We start from the raw sequence: 25,173 nt of genomic DNA on the forward strand, positions 1-25,173 counted from the left end.
GCTCATCGAACGGCTCGGGCGACATTAACCTTAGGAGGCGATCGCTTTTTATTTCGCGCCCGTAAAATCTGCCATGAATGGAAAACAGCTACCCAAGAATTATCTGACTTGTTAGACGGAAAACAACCTGAACTCTGTGTCGCCGCTATTCACTCCGTCTGCGCCCATTACTTGCCCCCGGTTTTACAGCGTTTTTGTCAGGATTATCCCAACGTGCAACTGCGGGTAACGGCATTAGGGAGCGATCGCGCCCTGAAAGTCTTGAAAGATGGCTTGGTTGATTTAGCGATTGTCATGAATAACCGCTATTTAACCGCCAGCGCCGAAATGGTGACGGAGCAATTGTATGACGAACCCATCGAAGTCTTAATGGCAGCCGATCATCCATTAACAAAATATACCCTAGTGCCTTTGGATGCCCTAACGTGCTATCCCCATGTGATATTTAAAGATGGCTATGGAATGCAGCGATTGGTACAAGATTTGTTCTCCCGGCAAAGTGGCACCCTTAACGCTAGCTTAGAATTAAATTCCCTGGATGCTTTTCGGGGAGTTGTGCGTCAGGGACATTTAATTTCGCTGTTACCCCGATCTGCCTTGGTAGAAGCCCTAAATGATCCGACTCTGGCTGTGCGTTCGATTGCTGCTGCTACTGAAAATGGATCACCTCCGAAACAAACCTTGACCCGGCAAGTGGTGTTAGTCACGACACAAGATCGACTGCAAATCCCGCCGATTCGCGCCTTTTATAACATGGTGCTGGAACTTATGCCTACCTGTCATACAACAGTTCAAGAGACTGTGAGCGTAACTCCCGCGATCGCTCCTTAGGGGCTGCTGAATAAGTGGTGAGGTGAGGGGGAGATGGGGAAGATGCTGCTTTTTAGGTAAAAGTGCTTTCGTTTTTGACCGAACAGACACCAAAACGAAAGCATTTATTGGGTCAAAAATGGCTTTCCACCCTTGTGTGGTATCCCATCTACACTCATGCAGCAAGCCCTACACAAAGCCCTGTAAACTCAACGGTTTACAGGGCTTACCTTTATATTTGGTGGCGGGAGGCGGATTTGAACCACCGACCTTCGGGTTATGAGCCCGACGAGCTACCAGACTGCTCTATCCCGCGTCGCTTTACACAGCATAACACCTATTTCCTAAATGTGGCAACTCCAAGCAAAAAAAACCAAGGAACCAAAGCGCAAACAAAGGACAAAGGACATAAGACCAATGACCCAATTCAAAAGCTCATCGAGAGTTCGCCAATCACCTCTAAACGCTTGAACTCACCGAAATGCATAAAGTTTTCCGCCAAACTTTCCGCCACGGCGGGACTAATCCAACCCATTTGCTTCAAAAGCTGAATCGCTACCGCATATTTAGCGCGTTTGGCTCCATCCATGACTTTAATTGTCATACCCAGTCCTTCACCCACACGACCGATACATTGAACCCCTTCTGATCCTGCTTTACTCACCAGTTCGCCTTGGGTCAATCGCATTAATTCTGTATCAAATGCCCCTTCTCCTGCCACTAAGGTAGGATGATGGGTCATTGCCCGAACAATTCGCTCCATTGCCAAATTGTCACCAGAAGCAAGTTGAGCAAAGAGGGTGGAGATTTGAGCGAGTTGCAAAAAATACGTCGGTGCCCCACAGACATCGTGTGCCGAAATCAACTCTTCTGGTGGCATCCGCATCAGTTCCGCGACTTTGCTCAAAACGAGTCGTTGAACGGGATGATTGTACTGTAAATAACTATCAATAGACCAATTGCGTTGGCAACAGACAGCAAGCATACCTGCATGTTTGCCAGAGCAGTTGTATTCTAAGGCACTTTGCTTGCCCGGAGGAATCGGACATTGCAAGGCTGATGGGTCAACATCGCAGCGCCAAAGAATCTTAAAAACCTGGCGAACCTGTTCCAGATGACCTTGGTGGGAACTACAAATAATTGCCAAATCTCGGTCGTTAAGATTATATCGTTCCAGGGTTCCCGTTGTGGTAACTGCCAGAGCCTGAAACGGTTTGAGTGCCGAACGAATAAAGGTTGATGTTTCTGAATTGCCCGCTACGGATAGGACACGCCCTCGCTCGTCACAGAGGACAGCTTGAGCGTGGTGGATGGATTCGGCTATGCCTTCCCGGAGTAAACGGACTTCGATCGCTGGTGCTTGATTACGTTTTACCCTTGTCATTCGTTATTCGTCATTGGTCATTGGTCATTGGTCATTTGTAAGAGTTTAGGGAATATTGGCAGAAATTAATAGTGTTGGGTTTATTTCCACCAACCAACTTAATCATTTTGAGGAAAAACCAAACCATAAATTATCAAGAAAGATTCCATAGCAAGCTGCCACTGATGATCAGAATAGCGATAATGCCCAATGTTCGTTGCAGGCGTTGCAGAATGGGCTGAACTTGATAGGAGACGATCAGGCGATCGCGACTCAGGACTTCTGGCGGCTTCGTCCAGGTTTGACCATCATACCAGCCGGACTCTTCATAGCCGATGGTTTCCTGAGATAAGCGATCGCACACGTAAGACCAACCTAAGTACAGTCGCAGTAACACCAATATCAAAAACACGCCAGCACCTGCGCCACCCGCCAAAATAAACTGTACCAGATGCTGGTGCGGCGCAAAACTCGCGGCGGCGACTGGACCCGCTATTAACCAGCTTAAGCCCCAAACCCAAGCCAGCTTGAGCCCATAATTTCTCAATTCTAGCTTCGCCCAACGGAAAAACCAAGAGTCTTTTAATTGTTGGTACTCATGAATCGGTTGTTGTTCTGTCGGTACGGGACAGAAAGAAACGGACGATTCCCTCATAATATTTGTTCAGCTTAGGATTGTCGCGAATTGAATTCAACATGTTCGGCGTGACCCCAAAATGCTTCTAGATTATAGAACTCCCGTTCATGAGGCAGCATAATGTGAACAATAACTTCACCGTAATCCTGAAGCAGCCAGCTTCCATCAGCTTGTCCTTCGGTTCGTAGAGGACGCCGTTGCCAAGTCGTTTCCACTTGATCTTCAATCGACTGAGAAATCGCCCTCACCTGTACCCGCGAAAAGCCTGTTACAATCACAAAATAATCAGCAATATAGGAAACATCTGCCACGCGGAGGATGACGATATTTTCGCCTTTGCGATCATCGGCAGCTTGGGCAATAGTTAATGCCAGATCGGGTCTAGCTTTTTGGTCTTGGTTTTCATTGACAAATAAGGTAGATGAGCGTTGAAATTGGTCATTTGTCTTATGTCCTTTGTCATTTGTCATTTGTTAGAGTTTGATAATTTTTTATAAAACGTAACATTTTTCGGTTTATATCCATTGACCTACTGAGTCAATTCTGGTTTTTGGCTAAAGCGTTGCACCGCCCAGTTCCGAGTTAAGATCATGCGGGGGTGAATCAGGCGACGAGTATTGAGCAGGTGTTTGACACAGTAGTCACAGGTTAGCCAAACGGCTTTGTGCAGATCGATGTGAGCAATTTTCCGCAAATTCTCCAACTCCGGTGTATCACCACGACCTGGTTCTAGACTATCGGCTAAAAACACAACGCAGCTCATCTCACTCATTCCTGGATTTCCTAACGTGTGCAGCGCGATCGCATTGAGTACAGCGTCCTCTTGGATAGCGAACTGCTCTTTAGCCACGATAGCACTGACATCAGCATGTAACAGATGGGGAGTCGCCGCACAGATTGGATCTATATCGATACCTGCCTCCTTAGCCATTCGCAAGAGTCGCTCTGGCTTAAAGTATTTAGCCAGATCATGCATCAATCCGGCTTGAGCGGCTTGTTCCACATTTAAATGATAATGTCGAGCTAATTCCATAGACATCTGCTCAACCCTCAGGATGTGCTGCATCCGGGCTGTCGGAACATTATCGTCTAGCCAGGTTAAAACCTGATCCCGCATTCGGTCACCCAACTCCTCAAGGCTAAGATTGACTCTATACTATAGGTATTGAATCCATTTTATCTCAACGCTTCTGAAGGGAAGCAAAGAGTTGTTCATAGCGATCAAGCGCTCGGTCAAACGCATAATTTTCTTCGGCATACTTTCTGCCTTTGTCACCCAAAGCTTTGACTTTTTCCGGATGGAGATAGAGATCCAAAATTTCGGCGGCTAAATTTTTGGGATCTTCGGGTTTGACAATAATACCACCGCTACTTCTTTGAATGGCACTGGCGGCTGTCCCTTCGGCTGGCACCGAGGCGATGATGGCACGACCGCTTGCCATCAAAACCGGAATTTTTGAGGGCATATTAAAGTCAATAACATTGTGCTTTTGCAAGACCAAGCCCACATCGGCGGCGGCTAACATTTCCGGGAGTTTTTCGCGAGGTTGAAACGGTAGCAGGAGTACGTTAGTGGCTTTACAGGTTTGTTTGTATAGCTGTAATTGTTGCAAGGCTTTAGCTTCTGCTTTCACCTGCGATCGCGCTTTCTTTTGGATCTCAATTTGCCATTCTACCAGAGCCCTCGCTTCTTCTTGCTGCAATCGTTCTAAAGCTTTTTCTTCTCCCACAATAACAATGACAATTTCGGGAATGTGACGCAGGCGAATCGAAGCTTGGATAACGGTTTCTATGCCTTGACTTAGCGCTATATTCCCGGAGTACATGACCACAAACTTGCCGTTGAGTCCATGCTCTTGACGGAATGAATTTGGTTCTTTCGGTAAAGGTTTGATGAAATCAACATTCACCCAATTGGGAATCAGCTCAATTTTACTTTCACTGACGCCCTTCTTCCGCAAGTTTTTAATAAACCCATCCGCAATAACACTAATTTTGGTCGCTGTTCGGTAGGCAAATTTTTCCAAAATGGAAAAGATGCGAATCAGCTTGGGATTGGTCAGAATTTCCAGGTGTACAGCGGCATCGGGTAAAATATCCTGAAGATTGAGAACCACTGGAACCCGGTGTAGCCATCCTAGGAGTGCGGCGGGTACGGCAACGGGTAGTGGTGGTGCTGTCAAGAAAATGATGTCGGGGCGCTTACCCTTTAGAGCATGGACAAAACTCGTCGCCACAAAGCTAACTTCCAATAATAATCGATCGATTAAACTGGGTTCAGGGCGAATCCAGACATAGCTGCGCTGAATCGCTACACCGTTGATAACTTCTGTGCAGTATAATTTGCCTTGGTAGTCTTTATAGACTTCTTTTTGAGGATACCAAGGCATCCCCGTAACCACCCGAACCTGATGTCCTCGTTTCACTAACCCCTCAGCGAGTTCGGTCATCAGTGGGGCAATGCCAATGGGTTCGGGAAAATAGTTGTAGGAATAAATCAGAATTCTCATAAATTTTAGGAAAGCAAGTAGAACCTACCCAGTTGGGGCTAATTTTTTCGCCAAACTAGCCGAGTGCCTATCAATCAGGATGTCTAGGCTTATGTTCAAGGACATTGCACGGCTCAATTGCTAAGGAAACACCATCGTTTTACCTCGTGGGACTCCGACCTCAACGAAGTAGGTCGGAGGGGGATAGAGGTCAAACCACGCCCTTCGACTTCGCTCAGGGCAAGGTTTGACAACCCAACTGTTGATACCAGTCCGGTATTTCGTTGCAACAATTGGACTTTTTTGGTGGTAAACCTCCCTATTCGTTTCCATTTAGCGTCACTGACCGAGACTTGAGTTTTAGTGTCACCGGAAACGTAACCGTAGTAAGTGATACCCGCCTTTTCAGCTTTGACATAATCGCCCTTCCTCAACCCGTGACGGGTGAGGGTGCCACCATAATGCCGCCGTTTCCCTCCCTTGCCGGGAATCATTAAATGTAGCTGACGGCGGCAAATTGGAGAGCGACTAATCACTGCAAACTGACATGGTGTTACCGTAATAGACCCTAGGAAGGTACCACTTCTGCCTTTAATCTGGCGATACCGTATAAACCGGGAGGCGGCTAGGCAGATGCCGTCAACGGCATGGGCGGCGGGTGATTCCTCAGCTTTATTCTTAGACTTGGGTAAGCCTAGATACTTTCTTAGGTTTGAGGTGTGCCATCCCTCTTGGGTGTGGACGGTATAGCCTGCTTGTTCTAACTGCTCAATTTGCCAATACTGCCCGACCATTGCCGGACTAAAACCCTTGTCACCTCTAGCTTTAATCACCTCCACGAGGACATGAGTAAACGGGTAAATCTTTGATAACTCCTGGATCACCCGTAGTGCTAACTGCTTATTCGCCCGAATGCTGGGAGGTATTTTATGACCTTTGCGGTTATCGAATCGGCACTCGCGGTGGTTGCGTTGGTCATAAGGAACCTTCCGGTTAATCCGTCGCCCTCGCCGTCCTCGTCGCATCATCGCCCGCCCTTGCATCCGCTTGGTTACGGTTTTAAATGGTAGGTTCAGATGGGCAAGGAATAGGGTGACACTTTTTGACTGGACAGCCATCCCAGTAAACAGCTTTCCCGGGTCAATTCCGGCTGCAATATCTTGGGTCTGTTCACCTGACGGTTCCTTGACTAACTGGACTTGAAAGACACCTAAGTCATTGCGTATAACCTTGACCTTGCCTGACTTTAACCACCGTCGAACACGGCTAGCTTTAGCTGGCATTAATGGTTTCCCTTTTGGTGATAAAACTGGAACACGAATCATGGATATAAGCCTCTCGTGTGAGTTATCAGTCCCCTCGACCACCACCAACAAAATGTCCTTTCTTCAAGCGCCTATAACAAGTAGGCTTACAGTTGATCCGAACTGGGGAAGCATTCGGAAGTGTGTATCAGTTGATGGCTAGTGGTCTATTCAACTCTTGCGTCACCAGACTTGTCTCTGGCAATCCCCACGCTCCACGTTAGTAGCGTGGGGTTGCTGAATATTGTATAATCTACCTATTGTAGTTGCCTTTATCAGAATGCCGCATCGTAAGAGTAAGTGCAATCAGCCTAGAGGCTGGATAAATTCATTGCTTTTACACATTCCTTCAATGGCTTACGGCATTCAATGGCTCCCTGGTACGAGTCGTTTTCCCATAAACAAACAATTACGCTGATCAGATAAGCGTTGATAAAATAGTTCATCCGTGAATTGCTCCATCAAAATTAATCCTCTGCCTGTTTCCTCTAGAAGGTTACAGCCTTTTTGGTGTAAAGCGTCCAACTTAGCCTGCAAATCGAACGGTTCTCCGTGATCCCAAATCCGCATCTCTAAGCGGTCAGCAAATATCTTCAGCTCCAGCTCAATCGGGGTGGTTGGAGGTAAGTTTTGATGAGCGTGATCAACCACATTGGCGAAGGCTTCGTCTAGTGCCACTTTGCAATTCACACAAAATTGGTGAGGAAATTGGCGGGACGCTAACCTATCAAACCAGGCGAAAATTTCAGCAACAGCATTGATGTCTGTGGCTACCTTGAGATGCGATTGTTTAAGGGGTTTGTCAGGGTGCATCAATCGAAAGCCAGTCCCATGTTTTTTTAAGCCGCGCCACTATTTTTAGAAAAAACCACTAAAATTGTTTTAATAATTAATTTGACATCATACATCAAGCTCCAGTGATGCTGGTAGCGTAAATCTAAGTCAATGATGTCCTTGAAATTGTGGATTTGATTTCGCCCATTGACCTGCCACTCTCCTGTCATACCCGGTTTGACATCTAAACGCTGCCATTCGGGGACATCGTAGTAATCTACTTCATCCGGTGTTGGGGGTCGAGTTCCCACCAAACTCATTTCCCCTGTCAGGACATTGACAAATTGAGGCAGTTCATCAAGGCTACTTTTCCGTAAAAACCGACCGACTCGTGTCACTCTGGGATCAGGGGCATTTTCATCCAATGGTTTAACTCTAATTTTACCCTTACTAATATCTTGACTACCGACATACATGGAGCGGAACTTCCAAATCCGAAATTCTTTGCCCATCCACCCTTTACGGATCTGACTGAAGAAGATGGGACCTGGCGAATCAAGTTTAATAGCCGTAGCAATTGGAATAAACAGCAGTGCGGTAATTCCTAAGCCGACAATTGCGCCGATAATATCGAGTCCGCGTTTGATCCCAGAGCGGGTGGAAGGGTGAGTGGGTGGTAATGCTGGTGGCTGACTTGATTCAGAAAGCAGTTCCACTGTGAGAATTTGATCGAGGTTCGTCATTCTCAAAATCATCATGACCGGAGTGCCAACATTGGTAAGTACCAGTTCAATATCCTTACTGGTCGCATTTTTGTAATTGTTCACCAACGCCCCAATCCCACAGCTATCGATAAAGGTCGTTTGACGAAAGTCTAAAATAATTTTGGGCGGCAGGGGGTGATTCTGAAAAATTTGCTGGAAGGTTTCTTTGAAAGCCACAGCTTCAAGCACACTCAGGCGATCCGGAAGTTGCATGACGGGAGTTTCATGCAATAGTATTACTTTAAAATCCGCTTCTGACATTGAGTCACCCATAACAACCTGTATTTTTTGTATTCACCTGTGTTCCTGATGTGTTCCTGACCAATATTGTGTCGTACAATTGCTAACTTAACCGAAAACTCACTTGAATTTACCGATCCAATGTCAAAAAATGTCAGCTAAGACTGGACTCACCGCACGGCTCATTGAACTGTTTTCTGCCATTCAAGGTGAAGGACGCAACGTTGGTACCCGTCAATTATTCATCCGTTTGGCTCTGTGTGATTTGCGCTGCCATTTTTGCGATAGTCAGAATACCTGGGCAGTTCCCAATTTAGCTTCCGTGGAGCAAACCCCTGGACATCGGGATTTTGAAACTCATCCTAATCCCGTAACCGTTGATCAGTTATTGGCATGGGTTGAGCGGCAAAATTATCCAGGACTCCATGAAAGCATTAGCATAACAGGTGGCGAACCCCTGTTGCAGGCTCCCTTTTTAAGAGAGTTCTTGCCCGTAGTACAACATCGAACCGGGTTACCCATCTATTTGGAAACCGGTGGGCATCGTCCGGAGCAACTAGCCCAGATTCTACCCTATTTAAATAGTATCGGTATGGATATGAAATTGCCGAGTGTAAGTGGGGAAGAGTGTTGGCACGCTCATCGTCAGTTTCTTCAGGTTTGTGGCGATGCAGATGTTGAGGTTTTTGTCAAGCTGATTATTGCCCAAACAACGAACACCGCCGAACTGGAGTTAGCCGCCGAATTGGTTGCAGCGTGTAACCCCAGTATTCCCGTGTTTTTACAACCTGTAACGCCCCTAGCTCAACCCCATCATGCGCCAATGATCCCGCCAACGCCGACTCAAGTTTTAGAATGGCAAGCGTTGATGAAGCGCCATCTCAAATCAGTGCGCGTCATCCCCCAAACCCATAAGATGATCGGTCAGCTTTAGGCTCTGGATTCCCGTTTGCTTTTCGCTTCGGCTTTGGCTTTAGCCGCACTTTTTTTCAATGCGGCTAGGCGAGCTTCGTAGCGGCGGCGTTGACGGCGACCGGGTGTAACTTCAACTAATGTTTTTAAGGCACTGCCTAGGCTCTTGTAGGCGTTAGGGAGAGTGTAACCAAAGCGAGTAGCCAGAGCGATCGCTTTTTCATCTGCCTCAATTTCTGTCTTGAGAGTTTTCTCCCCGTTGTTTTTCTGATAGAGTCTCCATCCAGAAACACCACAGAGGGCGAGTGCCAACAGCAGTAGCAATCCATCTTGTACCCAAAGTTCCCCAACAGCGCCTCCCAAGCCAATGGCTAGGGCTGCCATTTCCCACCCTTCTTTGGGGATCGTGTCATTCTGAATCCGGGCAACTTCGTGCCAAAATAGGAGATTGCGTTGGTCAAGGGCAAACTGCTCCCATTTCACTAAGTCAATTTGCACCTCCACCTCATCACTACCGATTTCTTCAGTGCGTAACAATGGGGGATTGACCTCCGTCGTTCCTTCCACCATGACCCAGCTTTGCAATTCTGGGGGGAGTAAGGTTTTCAGACGCCGAAGTTCACTCATCTCGGCTTTGGCAGAAGAGGTTGCATAGGATGTCATAGATCTGCCTCCAGGAAACTTAAACCAATAAATAAGGGTATCATTTGGCAGTATAGCGAGTTCGCTCTCTGCCTTGTTTTTACCTAGCTGTCAGGATTCAACTGTGTACGGCAAGGAATGGGGGAGATGAGGAAGATAGGGAAAAGAGTACTGAGGAAAAATAATGAATGAAAAATAATGCGTCACTGTAGGGCTATATATATACGAGAAGACCCGGAGTTCACGCCTATCCCAAGCATCTCGTATTGCTGCTACCTTCCGGTTCTGACAAGGTTTGAGCGTTGGGACTGCATGAATCCGAGTCAGTTATCAGTATAACAGCTTTGTACCCAATTGATCAGTTCACGGAGATATTTTTTCATTCGGCAATGATGCACCATTCGTGAAGTTGGTATTTGACACAGTGATTTGCCACCAACGGATCTCCCTGGACGATCGCCTGTGCCTCTTGTTTTGAATTCGCCTCAAACAGGAGCATTCCACCCCCTCGCTCAGCCCAGTAACCTGTTTTGGCTTGGTGTCCTTTGGCAATCAAGTCTTGGACGTAGGCTTTATGAGCCGGAACATATTGGTCAAACGTAGGTTTATCGACGATGCCTTCTTCTATCTTGACGAACCAGGGCATTGGCTTTTTCCCATCAAAACCGCAGATAGTACATTATCTCAGATATGAGGTCTGGGGGAAGGGCAAGGCGTCGCTGCAAGTCTGCTAAATTGCGATAGTTGCCCATCTCTTGCCGATTTTGGGCGATCGCTCTGGCTACAAACAAGTCAACTCCAGGAATTCGGCTCAGTTGTTCCACGGATGCTGTATTCGCCGGAATCGACACGGGTGTTGCTGGACTTTCGGCGTCATAGTAACAAAAGCTGAGAATTGGTTGTAACGGCTGTAACCGCGCCACAGGGATACTTAACGCCGCTGCAATATCCTCCAAACAGCAAAACTGTACCCCACTATTTGCCAATTCCACCAGCGATCGCGCTTGATGGATGGATATTCCTGGTAATCTTAGCCAGTCATCCACCGTCGCTTGATTGACATCAATTCTCATCCCCAGCGCCACCGCCACCTCTATTTCTTGTGCCGATTGCAGCCGATAGTAGGGATCGCTCTGAATCCGGGCTTGGATTGAGCGCCAGGTTGGGTTTAATCGATCCGTCGATAACAGCCAGTCAAACAATGCCATCTTCTTTTCACGCGATACGATCCAGTAGTTGGCGACGCTTTTGCTCAAACTCATATTCTGACATCAATCCCTCCTGACGCAGCTTGTCCAGTTGTCGCAGTGCATCCGCGATCGCACCCACTTGCGCCGGATCAACCTCTGGGATTTGACTTGGCGCTGATGTCCCGGTTGGAATCAAATCGCCATTAAAATTTTGGTCGAATTGTTCCGAATTTTGCAACAAATACCATACCCCTTCAATGGCACTCGCCACTCTGGGAATTGGTGTCCAGGACAGCAACAAATACAAAACTCCCCACCAAGGTTGCCCCAGATAAAACTTGTGCAGTCCAGAAAAAGGTATCACTACCCCACTAAATGCCAGTAAGGAAGCAACTTTTCGACTTTTCGGCTTGCTTAACATAGTGGTTCAAACACCAGACGAAAGGACACCGTTATCAATCAAGAAAGAGGAACGCCATACTTTATATGATAGAGAGATGCTGCTCAATACTACTGGCAGGAATCTGTGACGTACCCAGCGCTGCCGTTACCGGACAGCGTGGGCAACTGAAGCCTTAAATAAGGCGGTCAGAACTTCCTTCAAGGTACTATTAGTAGCAGAAGAGACCACTACTGGATTCCCTTTACGGCATTTTAGGGTAGGGAACACGTCCAGCCCTACACGTTTTAGGTTGATAGCAGCATTAATGTCTCTATCAACCCAGATTTGTAACTGTTCATCCCAATACTCTCGAATCGAGCAGTCTATAAATACGAACTCGTCTCGATAGCAGAGAATTTGGGAAGTATAAGCAGGATTCTTTTCAACGACCACAGCCCCAGCTTTTTCAGCTATGTAACTCAGGGTTGAGAAGAATTGTCCAAATGCGGCATCTAACCAGGACTTGTTGAGTCCTGACTTTGCGGATTGCCCGTTGGGAAGGTATTTCCCGTCATCATCTTGTTTGGGTGCATTGCGCTTGGTCAAGCCTTTGAGGTTTAAGTCCTCGCAGAAAAACACCTTCTTCCCGGTTCGCACCAATTTGTGCGCACTCTTGTACTGGAAATCTTGGCGACTCCTAGCAATGCGCTGATGAAACCTTGCTTCTCTTTTGGCTAGTTTACGGCGACGGCGAGACCCTTTCTTTTTAGCGTTTCGCTTGGTCTGCAACTTCCCTAGCTTGTCGAGGTTTTTCCTCAGGGGCTTAAGAGAGGGGATGCTTTCACCTTCAGAGGTGGCAATATACACATCGACTAATCCAATCTTGGGCAGTCTTAGGTAAAGCCAACGACCGTTGACCGTACAGAACTTCAACCACTCGTTCTTTGCTCCGTCAAATACCATTGTTCGGTAGCGAGACTCGCTTTTGAACCGGGGTTTACCAGAGCGTTTCCCCTTCTTGTCTCCTTTGATGTACCGTTCAAACGCCTTATCAACTCGCTTACAGACATCCTGCAAGATGGTCGAATAGATATCACTGAAGTCTAGGAGTTCCCCTGACCACTTGACCAGCACCAAATCTTTCTTAATGGCAGGGAGTTGATTTTTCTGGTTGTAATAATTGGGACGTTCCTTAAGTTCTCGAAGGTGACAGATTAGGGGGCAAGAGTTAACCGCAGACCTGTTGTATTCCCACCAGTCCAAGCGTTCGCCCAGCATCCTGTTGTACCAATAGCGGCAAACCCTCAATCCTTGGTTGAGGGAGAGCTTCTGTTTGGTACTGGGATAAAGGCGGTACTGGTAGGATGTTTTCATGTCTTATATTCTACCGCGCTATGACTAAAAAGAAACTGTTTTCCTACTACCCACAAATACAACTATCCAAATTTATTAACAACTTAAAAACTGTGACAAGCAGGAAAATGAACAAGGAGTTTCCTGAACACTTGACTCAGTTCTTCTGGAAGAATGACGATAATACCAAAAATGAGTTCTGGAATGATTCTTATGGAATTGAGTCTGTAGGGGGAGCGAATATTGAGGTTCTTGAGCGATACATTCGCGGACAGGATGCACCCAAATGTTAAAGAAGAGGGTTCGACACCCTCTTCTTTAACCGCCTATCCATCCCAGCGCCGCCTTTCAGGACGGCGTGGGGCTTCCGGCGTTTTTGCTAATTTCATTTCCTCTCCCCCCTGCACCCCGCACGCCCACACTTCTACTCCCTTGCATCCCCAATACGGATAACCGAAGTTTCCTCTAAGTGCAACACTGCACTAGAATATGACTGGAAACGGCAGTACAACCCACTCGGTTGATCGGGTAAGAGCTATGGGGTTTTTTGATTCAGATATAGTCCAACAAGAAGCTAAACAACTGTTTGAAGATTATCAGTCCCTTGTCCAATTGGGAGGCAGCTACGGTAAATTTGACCGAGAAGGGAAGAAAATTTTCATTGATCAGATGGAAGCGATGATGGAGCGCTATCGAATTTTTATGAAGCGCTTCGAGTTATCCGAGGATTTTATGGCTCAGATGACAGTTGAGCAGCTCAATACACAACTTGGTCAGTTTGGCATCACGCCTCAGCAAATGTTTGATCAAATGCAAATGACGTTAGAGCGGATGAAATCCGAACTGGAACAGCAGTCTTAGAAATGGACTCGGAGGGGTTTGGTTACCAAACCCCTGTTGTTTGTGCCGCCTATCCTAGACATCCATCCGATCAGGTGAAGCCAATTCGTGCTTGAATAGAGTAAGGGCAGCTTAATCGCTGCCCAAATTACGGTATTTTGGGAAAGGAAGATACCCACCCGTTCAACTTAATGAAAGGCAAACACGTTTTACTCACTGGCGGTACTGGCGGACTAGGAATAGGGGTGACTCCAGCCGTATTAGCCTCTACACCCAAAACGGTAACCATTCCTTATCGCAATCCTCAAGATGTAGAACGCCTGAAACAAATCCTATCCCCGGCGGATTTTGCCCGGATTAGCTTTGTCCCTACCGATCTCACTGATGAGGCGAATGTCAGCAAAATGATCAACGATATGGAAGGGGTGGATGTACTAATCCATTTAGTGGGTGGCTTTTCCATGGGAAAAACCCACGAATACAGTTATGAAGCCTGGAAAAACGATTTTGACCTGAACTTAAATACCACCTTTTTGGTGTGCAAGCACAGTTTGGCGAAAATGCTGCCCCAGAATTATGGGCGCATTATTACCGTAGGATCGCGGGGTGCTGTGCAACCGGGGGGACAGTTAGCCGCCTACTGTGCAGCAAAAGCTGGCGTTGTCGCCCTGACTCAAGCGATCGCGGATGAAACCAAAGGCACGAATATCACTGCCAATAGTGTACTCCCTAGTGTGATTGACACACCAACCAATCGCCAAGCCATGGGAGAAGAAAATGCCATTCAGTGGGTGAAACCCCAATCTATCGCCCAAGTGATTTGTTTCTTAGCCTCAGACGCGGCGCAGGATGTAAGCGGTGCGGCTGTTCCGGTTTATGGCAGCATTTAAGAGACGCGCCATGGCGCGTCTTTACATTGTTGTAAGGGCGGGTTTTACTTAACTCAATTGCCCTTCTTTGGAGATCATATCTGGATAATTAATCGCCTATCATTAGTCATTCGTCAGTGATAAGAAACACAAATAACCAATAATTTTATAACTATTTTATATCGCTTAACTCTAAATATACTATACTCTATTCCCTCTCAATTGGAGTTACACAACAAGCATGACTTCTCTGATCTCTAAAAAAATATGTATGCTGGGTGATTTTAGTGTTGGTAAAACCAGCTTAATTCGTCGCTTTGTAGAACGACAGTTTAGTGATAAGTATTTGTCCACTGTGGGGGTAAAGATTTCCCGAAAAACGGTTGAGGTGCAAGCCAAGACGCCAAAAAAGGCGCTCCAGGTACAAATGCTAATCTGGGATTTGGAGGGAAATACTAAATTTAAAACGGTGACGCCGATGTACCTACAAGGCGCAACCAGTGCGGTAATCGTAGCTGATGTCAGTCGCCAAGTCACAATCGATCATATTTCAGATCACTTACAGGCGTTTTTATCCGTCAATCCAAAAGGATTTGGTATCGTTGCGTTAAATAAAGCGGATCTTCTTTCGGAAAAACAACAGGAAGATTTGCTAGACAAGTGTCAATTGAATTATCCAAATAAAATCGCTGCTGTCTATCCCACATCAGCGAAAACTGGTAAAAATGTTGACGATATTTTTTTGACCCTAGCTCAGCGAATGGTTGAATGAAGAAGATTTCATCGACTGTATGACAAAATCGCATTATGTATAACGATGAAATACATTACTATAGGCTGGAGTTGATAGTACGAAAAATAGCGAGGATCTGTCAAAGGTGAAAACATGGAGCAATTTCACAGATTTGCCACCCTAGACGCCTGCACCGAATAATGTGGCTTTAGCTGAAAGCCTAAACCCAAGCTGATATGAGCAGATTTTTAAATAAACTTTTATCCCTGTTAGTACCACGCCATAGGGAATATTTACTAATTAATAGAGACGGTAAAATTCTGGAGACTTCTCCGGGAGTCAAGCGATTTGCCGAAGATTCCGATCAAGTTCGCCAAGGACAAAATATCTGTCTGGGATTTCCAGAACTCATTGGGTTAGAAACCATTTTGATTGATATTCTGGACGAACGACAGGATAATTTTGAATTAAAGGGGATTAGTCGGTGTTCAGTGACAGGCGAATCGCTGTATTTTGATTTGTATGTGATTAAACATCCTTTGGCTTTTGACCAGTATAACCCTGACAAACCAAATCAATTAATTATTTTATTAGAAGATGTCACAGAACGGATGGTTTTAGAACAAACCTTAGTTCAAGCCACTAATGAAACCCGTTTATTATTGAGTCGATTATCAGCATCTAAAGGGTATATTGATCAAATTATTACGGCTATGGCAGATGCACTCTTGGTGACGAAGCCGACTGGAACCATTAAAACAGTTAATCGTTCGGCACAAAATTTATTTGGCTATGACGAATCTGAGTTAGTTGGCAACTCTATGCGCCTAATTTTGTCTCTAGCTGATGACTTACTTGCCGAACATCAACAGCAGCTTTGTGTTGAGCAAAAATTTATCAATAATTGGGAGGTTGTCTGTCAGAAAAAAACGGGAGAAAAAATAATGGTATCCTTCTCCTGTTCAGCGATTCAAATGGAAACAGAAAGTAGTCTCCATTTTATTTATATTGGTCGCGATATTACTGAACGTCAGCGCACACAAAAGCGGATAGCTACTCAACATGCCATTAGCCGTATTCTATCGGATTCAGGCACAATCGAGGAGGCTATGCCTAAAATTTTGCCTGCAATTGGTGAAACGTTGGTGTGGGATTTGGGTGAACTTTGGATTTCAGAAGTGATAGGCGATCGCGAGATAGATAGGATAACACCTCAGTTGCGGTGCGAACACACTTGGGTTAGCCACGCGATTCCAGAATCGATGTCGATAACTCAGCCATTAATCGCATCCCCTAAGGGGGGATTACTGGGTCAAATTTGGACGAGTCGTTCTCCTAAATGGATTAGCGGTATCACCTCAGAATCGCTATCTCCAATCTTGCCAATTGCTGAATTACGCAGTGCTTTTGGCTTTCCGATTCAAGACGATGAGCAAATTTTGGGTGTAATCACCTTCTATTCCTATGATGTGCAACCCCCAGATCCGGAACTAACTCAGGTTATGGCAACAATTGGTAATCAGTTAGGACAGTTTATAAAGCGTAAACAAGCAGAAGCCGCATTGCGACAAGAGCAGGAAAAATCTGAACAGCTACTCCTGAATATTTTACCTGAACCGATTGTCGATCGATTGAAACATGAACATCAGATTATCGCCGAGGATTTTGCTGAAGTTTCGGTTCTTTTTGCCGATATTGTCGGGTTTACTCAACTGTCGTCCTCAATGCCTCCGATTACGCTGCTTAACTTACTCAATCAAATCTTTTCGATTTTCGACGAACTGTGCGAACAGCATCAATTGGAGAAGATTAAAACCATTGGGGATGCGTACATGGTGGTGGGGGGATTGCCGCGATCGCCCCTCAACCATGCCCACGCGATCGCCCGGATGGCACTGGATATGCAAGCCGCGATCGCCCAATTTCGTGACCAGACGGGACAGGCGTTTAATATGCGAATTGGCATCAACACCGGACCTGTGGTTGCTGGCGTAATTGGTCTAAAAAAATTCAGTTATGATTTGTGGGGAGATACCGTGAACATTGCCAGCCGTATGGAATCACAGAGTATACCCGGACGTATCCAAGTAACAGCGGCAATCTACGAAAAATTAAAGGATACATTTGAGTTTGAGCAACGAGGTATGATTGACGTGAAGGGTAGAGGCAAGATGACTACCTATTTTCTGATTGCTGTAAAATAAATTATTATAATTGGATAGCCAATAAACACACTCAGGGAGGAAGTATTTGCTTTTCTCCAGCTTGGTTAAACTCTACGCTGATCAGGTAGAGACGTAGCCAGCTACAGCGGTGATTAATAAAAGCAGGATAAGAATATTCAACAACCCTGACTTAGCTATCGCTTGAAGTCAGGGATTGACGGACAAACGTCATTAAACGTTGAATACCGCGTAGAGTCTCAGCTTGGTACAGACATCCGGATATTTCCCTAGTCCGGATTACCTCTAAAACCTTTTGTCGGGTTGTTGTTAAGCCAAGACATCTTAGCTGAGATGGCGGGAAGGGACTACACACTTTTACTCGGAGGTTTATCACCATGTTACGAGTACCAGTTTTATCGAAATCAGGTAAACCGTTAATGCCTACAAAACCCAGCCGCGCTAGGCGTTGGTTGAGGGATGGTAAAGCTAAAGTAGTACATAACGACTTAGAATGTTTTGCCATTCAATTGACCTTTGAAACCCAAGAGAATACTCAACCCATAGCCATGGGTATAGACCCTGGTAAATGCTATTCGGGGATTGGGGTTCAATCGAGTCTCTTTACCCTTTGGATGGGACATCTGGTTCTACCGTTCAAGACGGTTAAGGAACGGATGGAATTACGGCGGGTCATGCGTCGAGCCAGACGGGGGAGACGGATTAACCGGAAGCTGCCTTACTCTAAACGCTGTCATCGTCAAGCTCGGTTTGATAATCGCAGCAAGGCAAACTCCCACCGTCAATTCGAGCCAATAAGCAGCTAGAGTTACGGGTAGTCAAAGAACTGTTTAAGCTGTTCCCGATTAGTGCCATTCATTATGAGTTGGTCATGGCTGACGTAGATAAAACCAGTGGTCGTAAATCGGCTCGGTCTGGTATTGGATTCTCTCCAGTTATGGTAGGACAACGACAGATGCTCAACTGGCTATCTAAGTTAGCTCCTGTTGTTACCCACAAGGGGTGGCAACGGGATGGTAACGGAACCAGTCAGCTTAGACAATGGCTAGGATTAGCTAAGGACAAAAAGAACAAAGCTAATCAAACTCCAGCAACTCACGCTGTTGACGGTGTAACCTTAGCCGCGTTTGAGTTTACCCGATGGCAGGAATGGCACTCTGATAATGCCAAACATGGCGACTGGAGTGGTTATGTTCAAATCACACCTGCACCATTTGCGGTAATCCGTAGACCGCCAATTAGCCGTAGACAGTTACATTTATGTGTCCCTTCTAAAGGAGGTAAGCGGCGCAAGTATGGCGGCACAGTTACCCGCCATGGGTTTAGGAAAGGTGACAAAGTTATAGCCGAAAAAGCTGGGAAGACTTACGTCGGTTGGTGTTCTGGAGACACCGAGAGACAAGTTTCGGTCAGTGACGCCAACTGGAAACGGTTGGGACAGTTCACTGCATCCAAAGTCCAATTGTTGCAGCGAAGCACGGGGTTAATCGTTCGCCGCCAAGCGAAGTCGAAATGTCGTGCCTTCAACTGGATTGTCAAATCTCCCCTTATTGAAAGGGTCGATTTGACCTCTATCCCTCTCCACCCTCCTGAGCCTGCGAAGGATCTGCTGAGGGTGGAGTCTCACGCGAAATACGATGAATGAAGAAGAATTAATAGTGTTAAATCCTATGCTTGCCATATATAATTTCTATGCTGTAATTATTGAGGTCAAAAATTATTAGGAATAAAATAAAATAAAACTGAAAAGATTAGCCAATCTAGATAATATAAATTTCCATGCATCCCCTGTTTAAAAAATTATTATTTTCTCGTCATATTGAATACTTAGCCGTCGATGAGTCATTCAATATTTTAGAACTATCTCATAAAATCGCTCAGTTCGCCGACCGTCCTCAGGATTTGAGTATCGGTAAGGATGTGCGTCTGAGTTTCCCGGAACTTGTAGGGATTGAAGAGATTTTAAGCCATATCCTTCAGGGGCGACAGTTAAACTTTGATTTAAAAGGAATTGGACGATTTTCTGGACGAGGTAATCTTCTCTATTTTGATATGTATATTATTAATGACAGTGAAGACTATCAGGCAGGAAATAAACTAATTATTTTATGTGAGGATGTCACTGAGCGGATGAATTTAGAACAGACTTTAGTTCAACGCTCAAATGAAACGACCTTATTATTAGATGCTTGGGCAGCATCAAGTCAATATCTTGATAAAATTATTCAATATATAGGAGATGCTTTATTCGTCACTAATTCGTCATCTGTTATAAAAATTGTCAATAAAGCAGCTAATTTCTTATTCGGTTATAACAATTCTGAGTTAATCGGCAAATCTTTATCTTTAATTATTGATGAATCTCAGGTGAAAAATTTAGTGGCACAGAAAAATGGATCTTATTGCAATGGCATCAACACAACTAAAGTGGTTTGTCAGACTAAGACAGGAGACAAGATTATCGTGGCATTTTCCTGTTCTAGAATTGAGAGCAAATTAGAAGACGAACAGGATATTATTTATATTGGGCGTGATATCAATCGCTGAAGTAAAGTTAATAAATATTAAGAAACCTCAAATTCTTACTGTTTTCTATTTCCTGTGACACACCGAGCGTGTTACTGAGCGAAGTCGAAGTAAGCCGAGGTAAGCGTTCGACGGCTCGACTGAGCGCTCACGCCGAAGTCCAAGGTGTTCCCTAATCTCAACCGTTAACTTTAATTTTTTCTAGTGCTAGTTCCCCAATCCCCCGCCCAAACTGCATAAGTGTCACCGGATGAGAGATACCTTGGCTTTAAAGAGGTTAAACTGGCGGACATTAGATCCCATCAGCATCAACTATGGAAGCAGGAACATTTCTCCCATCCCCACCCCCCCTAAGTCAAGACTTAGCCATTTCTACCCATGGATTGACAAAACAATTTGACCGACATATCGCCGTCAATGATATCGATTTACAAGTCGCCGCTGGTGAAGTCTATGGATTGATTGGTCCCAATGGCGCAGGGAAAACGACGCTAATTCGCATGTTAGCCGCCGCTGAGGAACCGACGACGGGTGAAATTTATATTAATGGCGATCGCTTGTTGCGAGATCAAAGCAACCCCAAACTCAAGCAGCGCATTGGTTATCTTCCCGATGATTTCCCTGTCTACGAAGATTTAACGGTTTGGGATTATCTGGACTATTTTTCCCGACTCTATCGCCTGCGAGAACCCCGACGTACTCGACGCCTACGGGAAGTGTTGGAACTGGTACAGCTTACCAGTAAGCGCAAAAGTTTAATTGCTACCCTATCGCGGGGGATGAAACAACGCCTGAGTTTGGCGAGAACGATTATTCACGAACCGATTCTGCTGTTACTTGATGAACCCGTTTCCGGATTAGATCCCATCGCCCGGATGCAGTTTCGGGAAATTATTAAAACGTTACAAGAAGCGGGAATGACGATTCTGATTTCGTCCCACGTCTTGAGTGACTTAGCCGAACTCTGTACGTCAGTGGGGATTATGGAACTCGGCTATTTGGTGGAAAGTGCGCCTTTAGCTGAACTTTATCGCCGCCTTAGCCGTCAGAAAATTATTCTCTCCAGTTTAGGAGATATGGACACATTGGCGGCTGAATTGAAAAATTATCCGTTAGTGCAAGAAATCGAACGAATTTCGGGAAAGAACCAGATACGGGTTGATTTTTCCGGGAATCCAGAAGAGAGTGCGATGTTGTTGCGATCGCTTGTTGAAGCGGGAATTCCGTTAACCGAGTTTCACTGTACCCAAGAGGACTTAGAAACCATATTCTTAAAGCTAGGACATCAGCAAGTCTCTTAGAACGTTTTGAATTATGTGTAGGGGCGGGTTTTACTATTATCATTTTTGACATCACCCCGATGTAACTATAGCAGCCCCGATCCAGGTTTTTTCACGAATAACAAATGACATAAGACTAAGGACAAATGACCAAATTTAGGAGACTGTTTTCATGCTACTCAAAGGAATAGACAGACTAGGAGACTGGAACCCGCAACTCTTGCGGGAATTGAAGGGAAAATTAAAGGGGCGGAATATCGCGATCGCAGTTGGCGCATCGGTACTTGGCTATCTAGCCATGTTCTTCTATGGATTGAATCAATTTACTCGCTTGAGTGATCCTGATGCTTACCCCTACATTCGCAGCACCGAGATATTCTGTAAACTACGAGATAGTTACCTCGCTAATCAGGACAAACTGTCCCAACTACGGGAACAGTATCGCTCACTTCAAGACCAATTCTTTCGCTATAGCAGTGCAGAATCCTTTGATCTGGACAAAATTAATCAACTCAAAGGTAGTATAGCGGACGTTAAGGCAAAAATCGCCCATCTACAAGGAATTGAAACCGTCCACAAATGCCCGCAAGATGCCATCGATATTCCTCTGTGGTGGCAATATCAACAGGGACAAATGTTCGCATTGCTGAGTGTAATTGCCCTATTTATCCTGCTAATCGTGGGAACTTATATGCTAATCGCTGACTTAGCCGGAGAGGAACGTCGCGGCACATTTAATTTTATTCGCGTTAGTCCCCAATCTGCCCAGAGTATTTTATTCGGCAAATTGTTAGGCGTCCCCATCTTACTCTATCTCGCCGCCATTCTGATCATTCCCTTGCATCTGTGGTTAGGCTTATCTGCCCAAATTACTCTAGGAGAAATTTTCAGTTTCTATGCTGTTTTAATCGCAGGTTGTGCCTTCTTCTACAGTGCAGCACTGCTGTTTGGGTTAATAAGTTCTGGGTTAAATGGCTTCCAATCCTGGTTGGGAGGTGGTGCTGTTTTTACTTTTTTGTTGATCGCCCAAAACAATTGGATATCTAACAGTCCGGCTGACTGGATCAATTTATTTTCTCCGGCTGTAGTTCTACCCTATCTCTATAATCACACCGAACTTCATTATCAAGCCTTTCCATTCTCGGAAAACGACATCCAAACACTGCAATGGTTCCATTTTCCTGTGGGTTTAGCTGGATTAGGTATCGTCAGTTTTGTCTTAGTGAATTATACCTTATGGACAGGTTGGATTTGGCAAGCCTTGAAGCGACGCTTTCAAAATCCCAACGCAGCTATCCTGAGTAAACGACAAAGTTATTGGCTAGTCTCTTGTGTTGAACTCTTGCTGTTAGGATTGGCTTGGCAAAATAGACAGTATGTCTACTCCTCTTATTCAGTTGTTGAGAATCTCGCTATAATCGCCTGCTTCAATGCTGTGTTATTTCTGGGTTTAATTGCCGCACTTTCATCTCATCGCCAGGTAATACAGGATTGGGCGCGTTATCGTCAGCAACAAGGAACAAGTCGCAAACAGGGGGGAATCGTTCAGGATTTAATTTGGGGGGAAAAGAGTCCAGCTATTGTCGCCATTGGACTTAATGTAGTGATTGCGACAACTCCGTTTTTGGTTTGGATTGCCGTGTGGTATGAACCAGGATTTGACAAACTCAAAGCGTTGTTAGCGGTTGCTTTCTTTATCTGCATTACTCTCATTTGTGCTACCCTAGCGCAGTTAATGTTAATGATGAAAACATCCAAGCGGGCGCTGTGGGCAACGGGAACGATTGGTGCTGTACTGAGTTTGCCTTCAATTCTGTTGTTAGTCTTGGGAGTTGAGCCTTCGGATAATCCTATTCCCTGGTTATTTTCGTCTTTTCCTTGGGCAGGAATTGAATATGCGGCTACCTCAGTTATCGCTTGGGCGTTGCTTACCGAATGCCTAATCTGGGGACTATTAACGGTGCAGTTAACACGGCAACTACGCAAAGCAGGTGAGTCAGCAACTCAAGCTTTATTAGCGGGACATTCCTCAAGTCGTCGTTAGAGGCAACTTAATGTAAATGTTGCTGATTTAAGCGGGTTTCGTTCGTTCGTAGTCGGCACTTTAGTGCCATAAGCGCTCGCATCGCTGACTACAAACTGATAAAAGACCCGTTAAACTTGAGAGTATGAGTTCAGTGTTTGTGGTTATGACTCAAGGTTTTAGGCGCTAAAGCGCAACTACGAACGAACAGTTAATTTGGAGATATTTCCCATGCTTTCTACACTGATAAACCGACTGGGTGACTGGAATCCCCAGTTGATGCGAGAACTTCGAGGACGGTTGCAACTCCGCAATGGATGCCTGGTTGTGGCAACGTCTTTAATGATTCAAGCGTTAATTTTATTAACGTTTTCTAGCCAAAATTGTACGAAGCGTGTTAATGATTACTGTGTCGAATCCGTCTGGGAAGTTGATTGGCTGACGATTTTCAGAACACTGAATTGGATTCTACCTCTGTTTTTATTTTCCATCGACGTCTATTTGCTGATTTCTGATTGGATGCAAGAACATCGGCGTGGTACGCTCAATTTTATTCGCCTCACTCCCCAATCTAGTCAGCGTATTTTGTGGGGGAAAATGCTAGGTGTGCCGATATTAGTTTACCTGGGATTAAGTTTGGCTATTCCTCTACATTGGATCTCAGGAATTGTTGCGGGTGTTCCCTTGGCTTGGATTATCAGTTTTTATGCTTTAATCCTGGTCACTTGTGGATTGTTCTATGGTTTAGGATTACTCAATGCGTCCTTAACTCAAGCGTCTTATCAAGGGTTAGCAGCTAGTCTAATCGGGGCGTGGTTAGGAAGTTTGTTTATTGGGGTGCTGGATTGGCATTTTGATTGGCAAACCTTGACATATAGGGATTTGGGAAATTGGTCTTGGTTTATTTGGAATCTGGGTGAAGCACCTTTACAGCTAACGTTGTGGATGCTAATCACTATTAGCGTTAGCGCCTACTGGGTTTGGCAAGCAACTAATCGTATGTTCCGCAATCCCAATGGAACGCTGTTAAATAAACAACAGAGTTACTGGCTAGTAGGAAGTGTTCAAATTTGGCTATTGGGATTATTTTGGTCACTTCCCCGCCAGTTTATAACTAGCAAAGATGCACTATTTGGCTGTCTGTTTGGAATTTCTCTGTTTAGCTTGGTTGCCTTATTAGCGGTTAGTTTTGCAATTTCGCCGCAACGACAAAGTTTGCTGGATTGGTCAAGGTACGGGCAATTCCAACGTCAGAATTCAAAGGTTAAAAATGTGCAGATGTCATGGTGGGATTGGCTTTGGGCTGAAAAGAGTCCTTCGTCAATTGCGATCGCGTTGAATTTAGGGATTACGGCAATTGTCTGGTTCCCGTGGTTACTGCTGTTTCCCACTGGTGTCGATGACAAAGTGAAAGCGATCGCGGGATTGTTACTGTGTGCTAATTTAATTGGATTTTACGCCCTTCTCATTCAATTGATGTTGATAATCCGACGCAAAAAACCGTGGATTTGGGCAGGAAGTACCTTGAGTCTGACGATTTTTGTCCCTCTATTTATTTTATCTATCATACAAGCGGACTTCACTTCAGGAGTACAATTGCCCGGATTATGGCTTGTGTCAGTATTTGGTGCGCCTTGGATTATCTTAGAACAGACATCTGTCTTCACTGTCTTGTTTAGTGTATTGGGTCAATGGGCGATAATGGCAGGATTAATTGTGCAATTAACTCGTCAGTTAAAACGTATCGGTGAATCAGCATCAAAACCGCTATTTGCCAATCCTAATGCTTTGCCTAATTTATCGAAAGTGCGCTGAAGTTTCATTAACCAGTTTGGGTTAACACGACAAACATTTAAGGT

Annotated in this window: 24 protein-coding genes, 1 tRNA gene, 1 other RNA gene and 1 pseudogene; 12 read left to right on the plus strand and 15 right to left on the minus strand. The window is 45.3% G+C overall.

The window, feature by feature from the left end:
• A partial coding sequence (locus MC7420_RS11885; protein ID WP_044206820.1) for a LysR family transcriptional regulator substrate-binding protein occupies nt 1-831 on the plus strand: 831 nt, incomplete at its 5' end.
• Nucleotides 832-1,049: 218 nt separating this feature from the next.
• Here MC7420_RS11885 and MC7420_RS11890 read toward each other — a convergent pair.
• From MC7420_RS11890 to MC7420_RS11930, 9 genes are all read right to left on the minus strand, one after another.
• Nucleotides 1,050-1,126 (minus strand) — tRNA-Met (locus tag MC7420_RS11890).
• A 111-nt stretch (nt 1,127-1,237) separates the two neighbouring features.
• Complete coding sequence (locus MC7420_RS11895; RefSeq protein WP_006100563.1) at nt 1,238-2,194, minus strand: asparaginase; 957 nt, start codon at nt 2,192-2,194, stop codon at nt 1,238-1,240.
• Nucleotides 2,195-2,327: 133 nt separating this feature from the next.
• Nucleotides 2,328-2,828: a CGLD27 family protein gene (locus tag MC7420_RS11900; protein WP_006100659.1), complete on the minus strand. Its 501-nt coding sequence runs from the start codon at nt 2,826-2,828 to the stop codon at nt 2,328-2,330.
• A 14-nt stretch (nt 2,829-2,842) separates the two neighbouring features.
• A complete protein-coding gene (rsfS, locus tag MC7420_RS11905) occupies nt 2,843-3,280 on the minus strand; it encodes a ribosome silencing factor (RefSeq protein ID WP_006100395.1) in 438 nt (145 codons plus the stop codon).
• A 59-nt stretch (nt 3,281-3,339) separates the two neighbouring features.
• Nucleotides 3,340-3,927 (minus strand): bis(5'-nucleosyl)-tetraphosphatase (symmetrical) YqeK, encoded by a 588-nt coding sequence (gene yqeK, locus MC7420_RS11910; RefSeq protein WP_006100414.1) that lies wholly within the window; start codon nt 3,925-3,927, stop codon nt 3,340-3,342.
• Between the two features lie 64 nt (nt 3,928-3,991).
• Nucleotides 3,992-5,320 (minus strand): glycosyltransferase family 4 protein, encoded by a 1,329-nt coding sequence (locus MC7420_RS11915; protein ID WP_006100405.1) that lies wholly within the window; start codon nt 5,318-5,320, stop codon nt 3,992-3,994.
• Between the two features lie 113 nt (nt 5,321-5,433).
• Entirely contained in the window at nt 5,434-6,624 is a 1,191-nt protein-coding gene (locus MC7420_RS11920; protein WP_006100575.1) for an RRXRR domain-containing protein, read from the minus strand.
• A gap of 345 nt (nt 6,625-6,969) precedes the next feature.
• Nucleotides 6,970-7,416 carry an ATP-binding protein gene (locus tag MC7420_RS11925; protein WP_006100505.1) on the minus strand — a complete coding sequence of 149 codons (447 nt, stop codon included), beginning with the start codon at nt 7,414-7,416 and terminating at the stop codon, nt 6,970-6,972.
• Between the two features lie 26 nt (nt 7,417-7,442).
• The gene (locus MC7420_RS11930; RefSeq protein WP_044206678.1) at nt 7,443-8,414 is read right to left on the minus strand and encodes a sugar transferase; all 972 of its coding nucleotides are present in this window, start codon (nt 8,412-8,414) and stop codon (nt 7,443-7,445) included.
• A gap of 118 nt (nt 8,415-8,532) precedes the next feature.
• Between MC7420_RS11930 and MC7420_RS11935 the strand changes: the two genes are divergently transcribed.
• Nucleotides 8,533-9,315, plus strand: coding sequence for a 7-carboxy-7-deazaguanine synthase QueE (locus MC7420_RS11935; RefSeq protein ID WP_044206681.1), 783 nt, complete (start codon nt 8,533-8,535; stop codon nt 9,313-9,315).
• Here MC7420_RS11935 and MC7420_RS11940 read toward each other — a convergent pair.
• From MC7420_RS11940 to MC7420_RS11960, 6 genes are all read right to left on the minus strand, one after another.
• Nucleotides 9,312-9,956 (minus strand): DUF3318 domain-containing protein, encoded by a 645-nt coding sequence (locus MC7420_RS11940; RefSeq protein ID WP_006100400.1) that lies wholly within the window; start codon nt 9,954-9,956, stop codon nt 9,312-9,314. The genes MC7420_RS11935 and MC7420_RS11940 overlap by 4 nt on opposite strands.
• Nucleotides 9,957-10,163: 207 nt before the next feature.
• An RNA gene (ffs, locus tag MC7420_RS36145) (signal recognition particle sRNA small type) lies at nt 10,164-10,260 on the minus strand.
• 54 nt (nt 10,261-10,314) lie between these two features.
• A complete protein-coding gene (locus MC7420_RS11945; RefSeq protein WP_006100681.1) occupies nt 10,315-10,581 on the minus strand; it encodes a YciI family protein in 267 nt (88 codons plus the stop codon).
• A 13-nt stretch (nt 10,582-10,594) separates the two neighbouring features.
• Nucleotides 10,595-11,143, minus strand: a complete 549-nt coding sequence (locus tag MC7420_RS11950) for a helix-hairpin-helix domain-containing protein (RefSeq protein ID WP_006100560.1) — start codon at nt 11,141-11,143, stop codon at nt 10,595-10,597.
• 7 nt (nt 11,144-11,150) lie between these two features.
• Nucleotides 11,151-11,546, minus strand: coding sequence for an NINE protein (locus MC7420_RS11955; RefSeq protein ID WP_006100585.1), 396 nt, complete (start codon nt 11,544-11,546; stop codon nt 11,151-11,153).
• 126 nt (nt 11,547-11,672) lie between these two features.
• Nucleotides 11,673-12,881 carry an RNA-guided endonuclease InsQ/TnpB family protein gene (locus MC7420_RS11960; RefSeq protein ID WP_006100450.1) on the minus strand — a complete coding sequence of 403 codons (1,209 nt, stop codon included), beginning with the start codon at nt 12,879-12,881 and terminating at the stop codon, nt 11,673-11,675.
• A 20-nt stretch (nt 12,882-12,901) separates the two neighbouring features.
• Here MC7420_RS11960 and tnpA point away from each other — a divergent pair, with 20 nt between their 5' ends.
• The 10 genes and pseudogenes from tnpA (at nt 12,902) to MC7420_RS12010 (ending at nt 25,129) form a co-directional block, all read left to right on the plus strand.
• Entirely contained in the window at nt 12,902-13,153 is a 252-nt protein-coding gene (gene tnpA, locus MC7420_RS11965) for an IS200/IS605 family transposase (protein WP_052307461.1), read from the plus strand.
• A gap of 244 nt (nt 13,154-13,397) precedes the next feature.
• Entirely contained in the window at nt 13,398-13,721 is a 324-nt protein-coding gene (locus MC7420_RS11970) for a DUF1825 family protein (protein ID WP_044206685.1), read from the plus strand.
• 170 nt (nt 13,722-13,891) lie between these two features.
• The gene (fabG, locus tag MC7420_RS11975; protein WP_006100518.1) at nt 13,892-14,590 is read left to right on the plus strand and encodes a 3-oxoacyl-ACP reductase FabG; all 699 of its coding nucleotides are present in this window, start codon (nt 13,892-13,894) and stop codon (nt 14,588-14,590) included.
• Between the two features lie 220 nt (nt 14,591-14,810).
• Entirely contained in the window at nt 14,811-15,341 is a 531-nt protein-coding gene (locus MC7420_RS11980; protein ID WP_198016436.1) for a Rab family GTPase, read from the plus strand.
• Between the two features lie 197 nt (nt 15,342-15,538).
• Complete coding sequence (locus MC7420_RS11985) at nt 15,539-17,506, plus strand: adenylate/guanylate cyclase domain-containing protein (protein ID WP_006100553.1); 1,968 nt, start codon at nt 15,539-15,541, stop codon at nt 17,504-17,506.
• Between the two features lie 356 nt (nt 17,507-17,862).
• Nucleotides 17,863-18,977, plus strand: a pseudogene (locus MC7420_RS11990) (RRXRR domain-containing protein); the annotation flags it as partial.
• Nucleotides 18,978-19,264: 287 nt separating this feature from the next.
• The gene (locus MC7420_RS11995) at nt 19,265-20,032 is read left to right on the plus strand and encodes a PAS domain-containing protein (RefSeq protein WP_006100516.1); all 768 of its coding nucleotides are present in this window, start codon (nt 19,265-19,267) and stop codon (nt 20,030-20,032) included.
• A gap of 293 nt (nt 20,033-20,325) precedes the next feature.
• Nucleotides 20,326-21,312 (plus strand): ABC transporter ATP-binding protein, encoded by a 987-nt coding sequence (locus MC7420_RS12000; RefSeq protein ID WP_006100698.1) that lies wholly within the window; start codon nt 20,326-20,328, stop codon nt 21,310-21,312.
• A gap of 151 nt (nt 21,313-21,463) precedes the next feature.
• On the plus strand, nt 21,464-23,335 hold the full coding sequence (locus tag MC7420_RS12005) for an ABC transporter permease subunit (protein WP_006100558.1): 1,872 nt from the start codon (nt 21,464-21,466) through the stop codon (nt 23,333-23,335).
• Nucleotides 23,336-23,545: 210 nt separating this feature from the next.
• Nucleotides 23,546-25,129 (plus strand): hypothetical protein, encoded by a 1,584-nt coding sequence (locus tag MC7420_RS12010; protein WP_006100627.1) that lies wholly within the window; start codon nt 23,546-23,548, stop codon nt 25,127-25,129.
• Nucleotides 25,130-25,173: the final 44 nt, after the last annotated feature.

It is taken from the genome of Coleofasciculus chthonoplastes PCC 7420, assembly GCF_000155555.1.
Lineage (GTDB): Bacteria > Cyanobacteriota > Cyanobacteriia > Cyanobacteriales > Coleofasciculaceae > Coleofasciculus > Coleofasciculus chthonoplastes_A.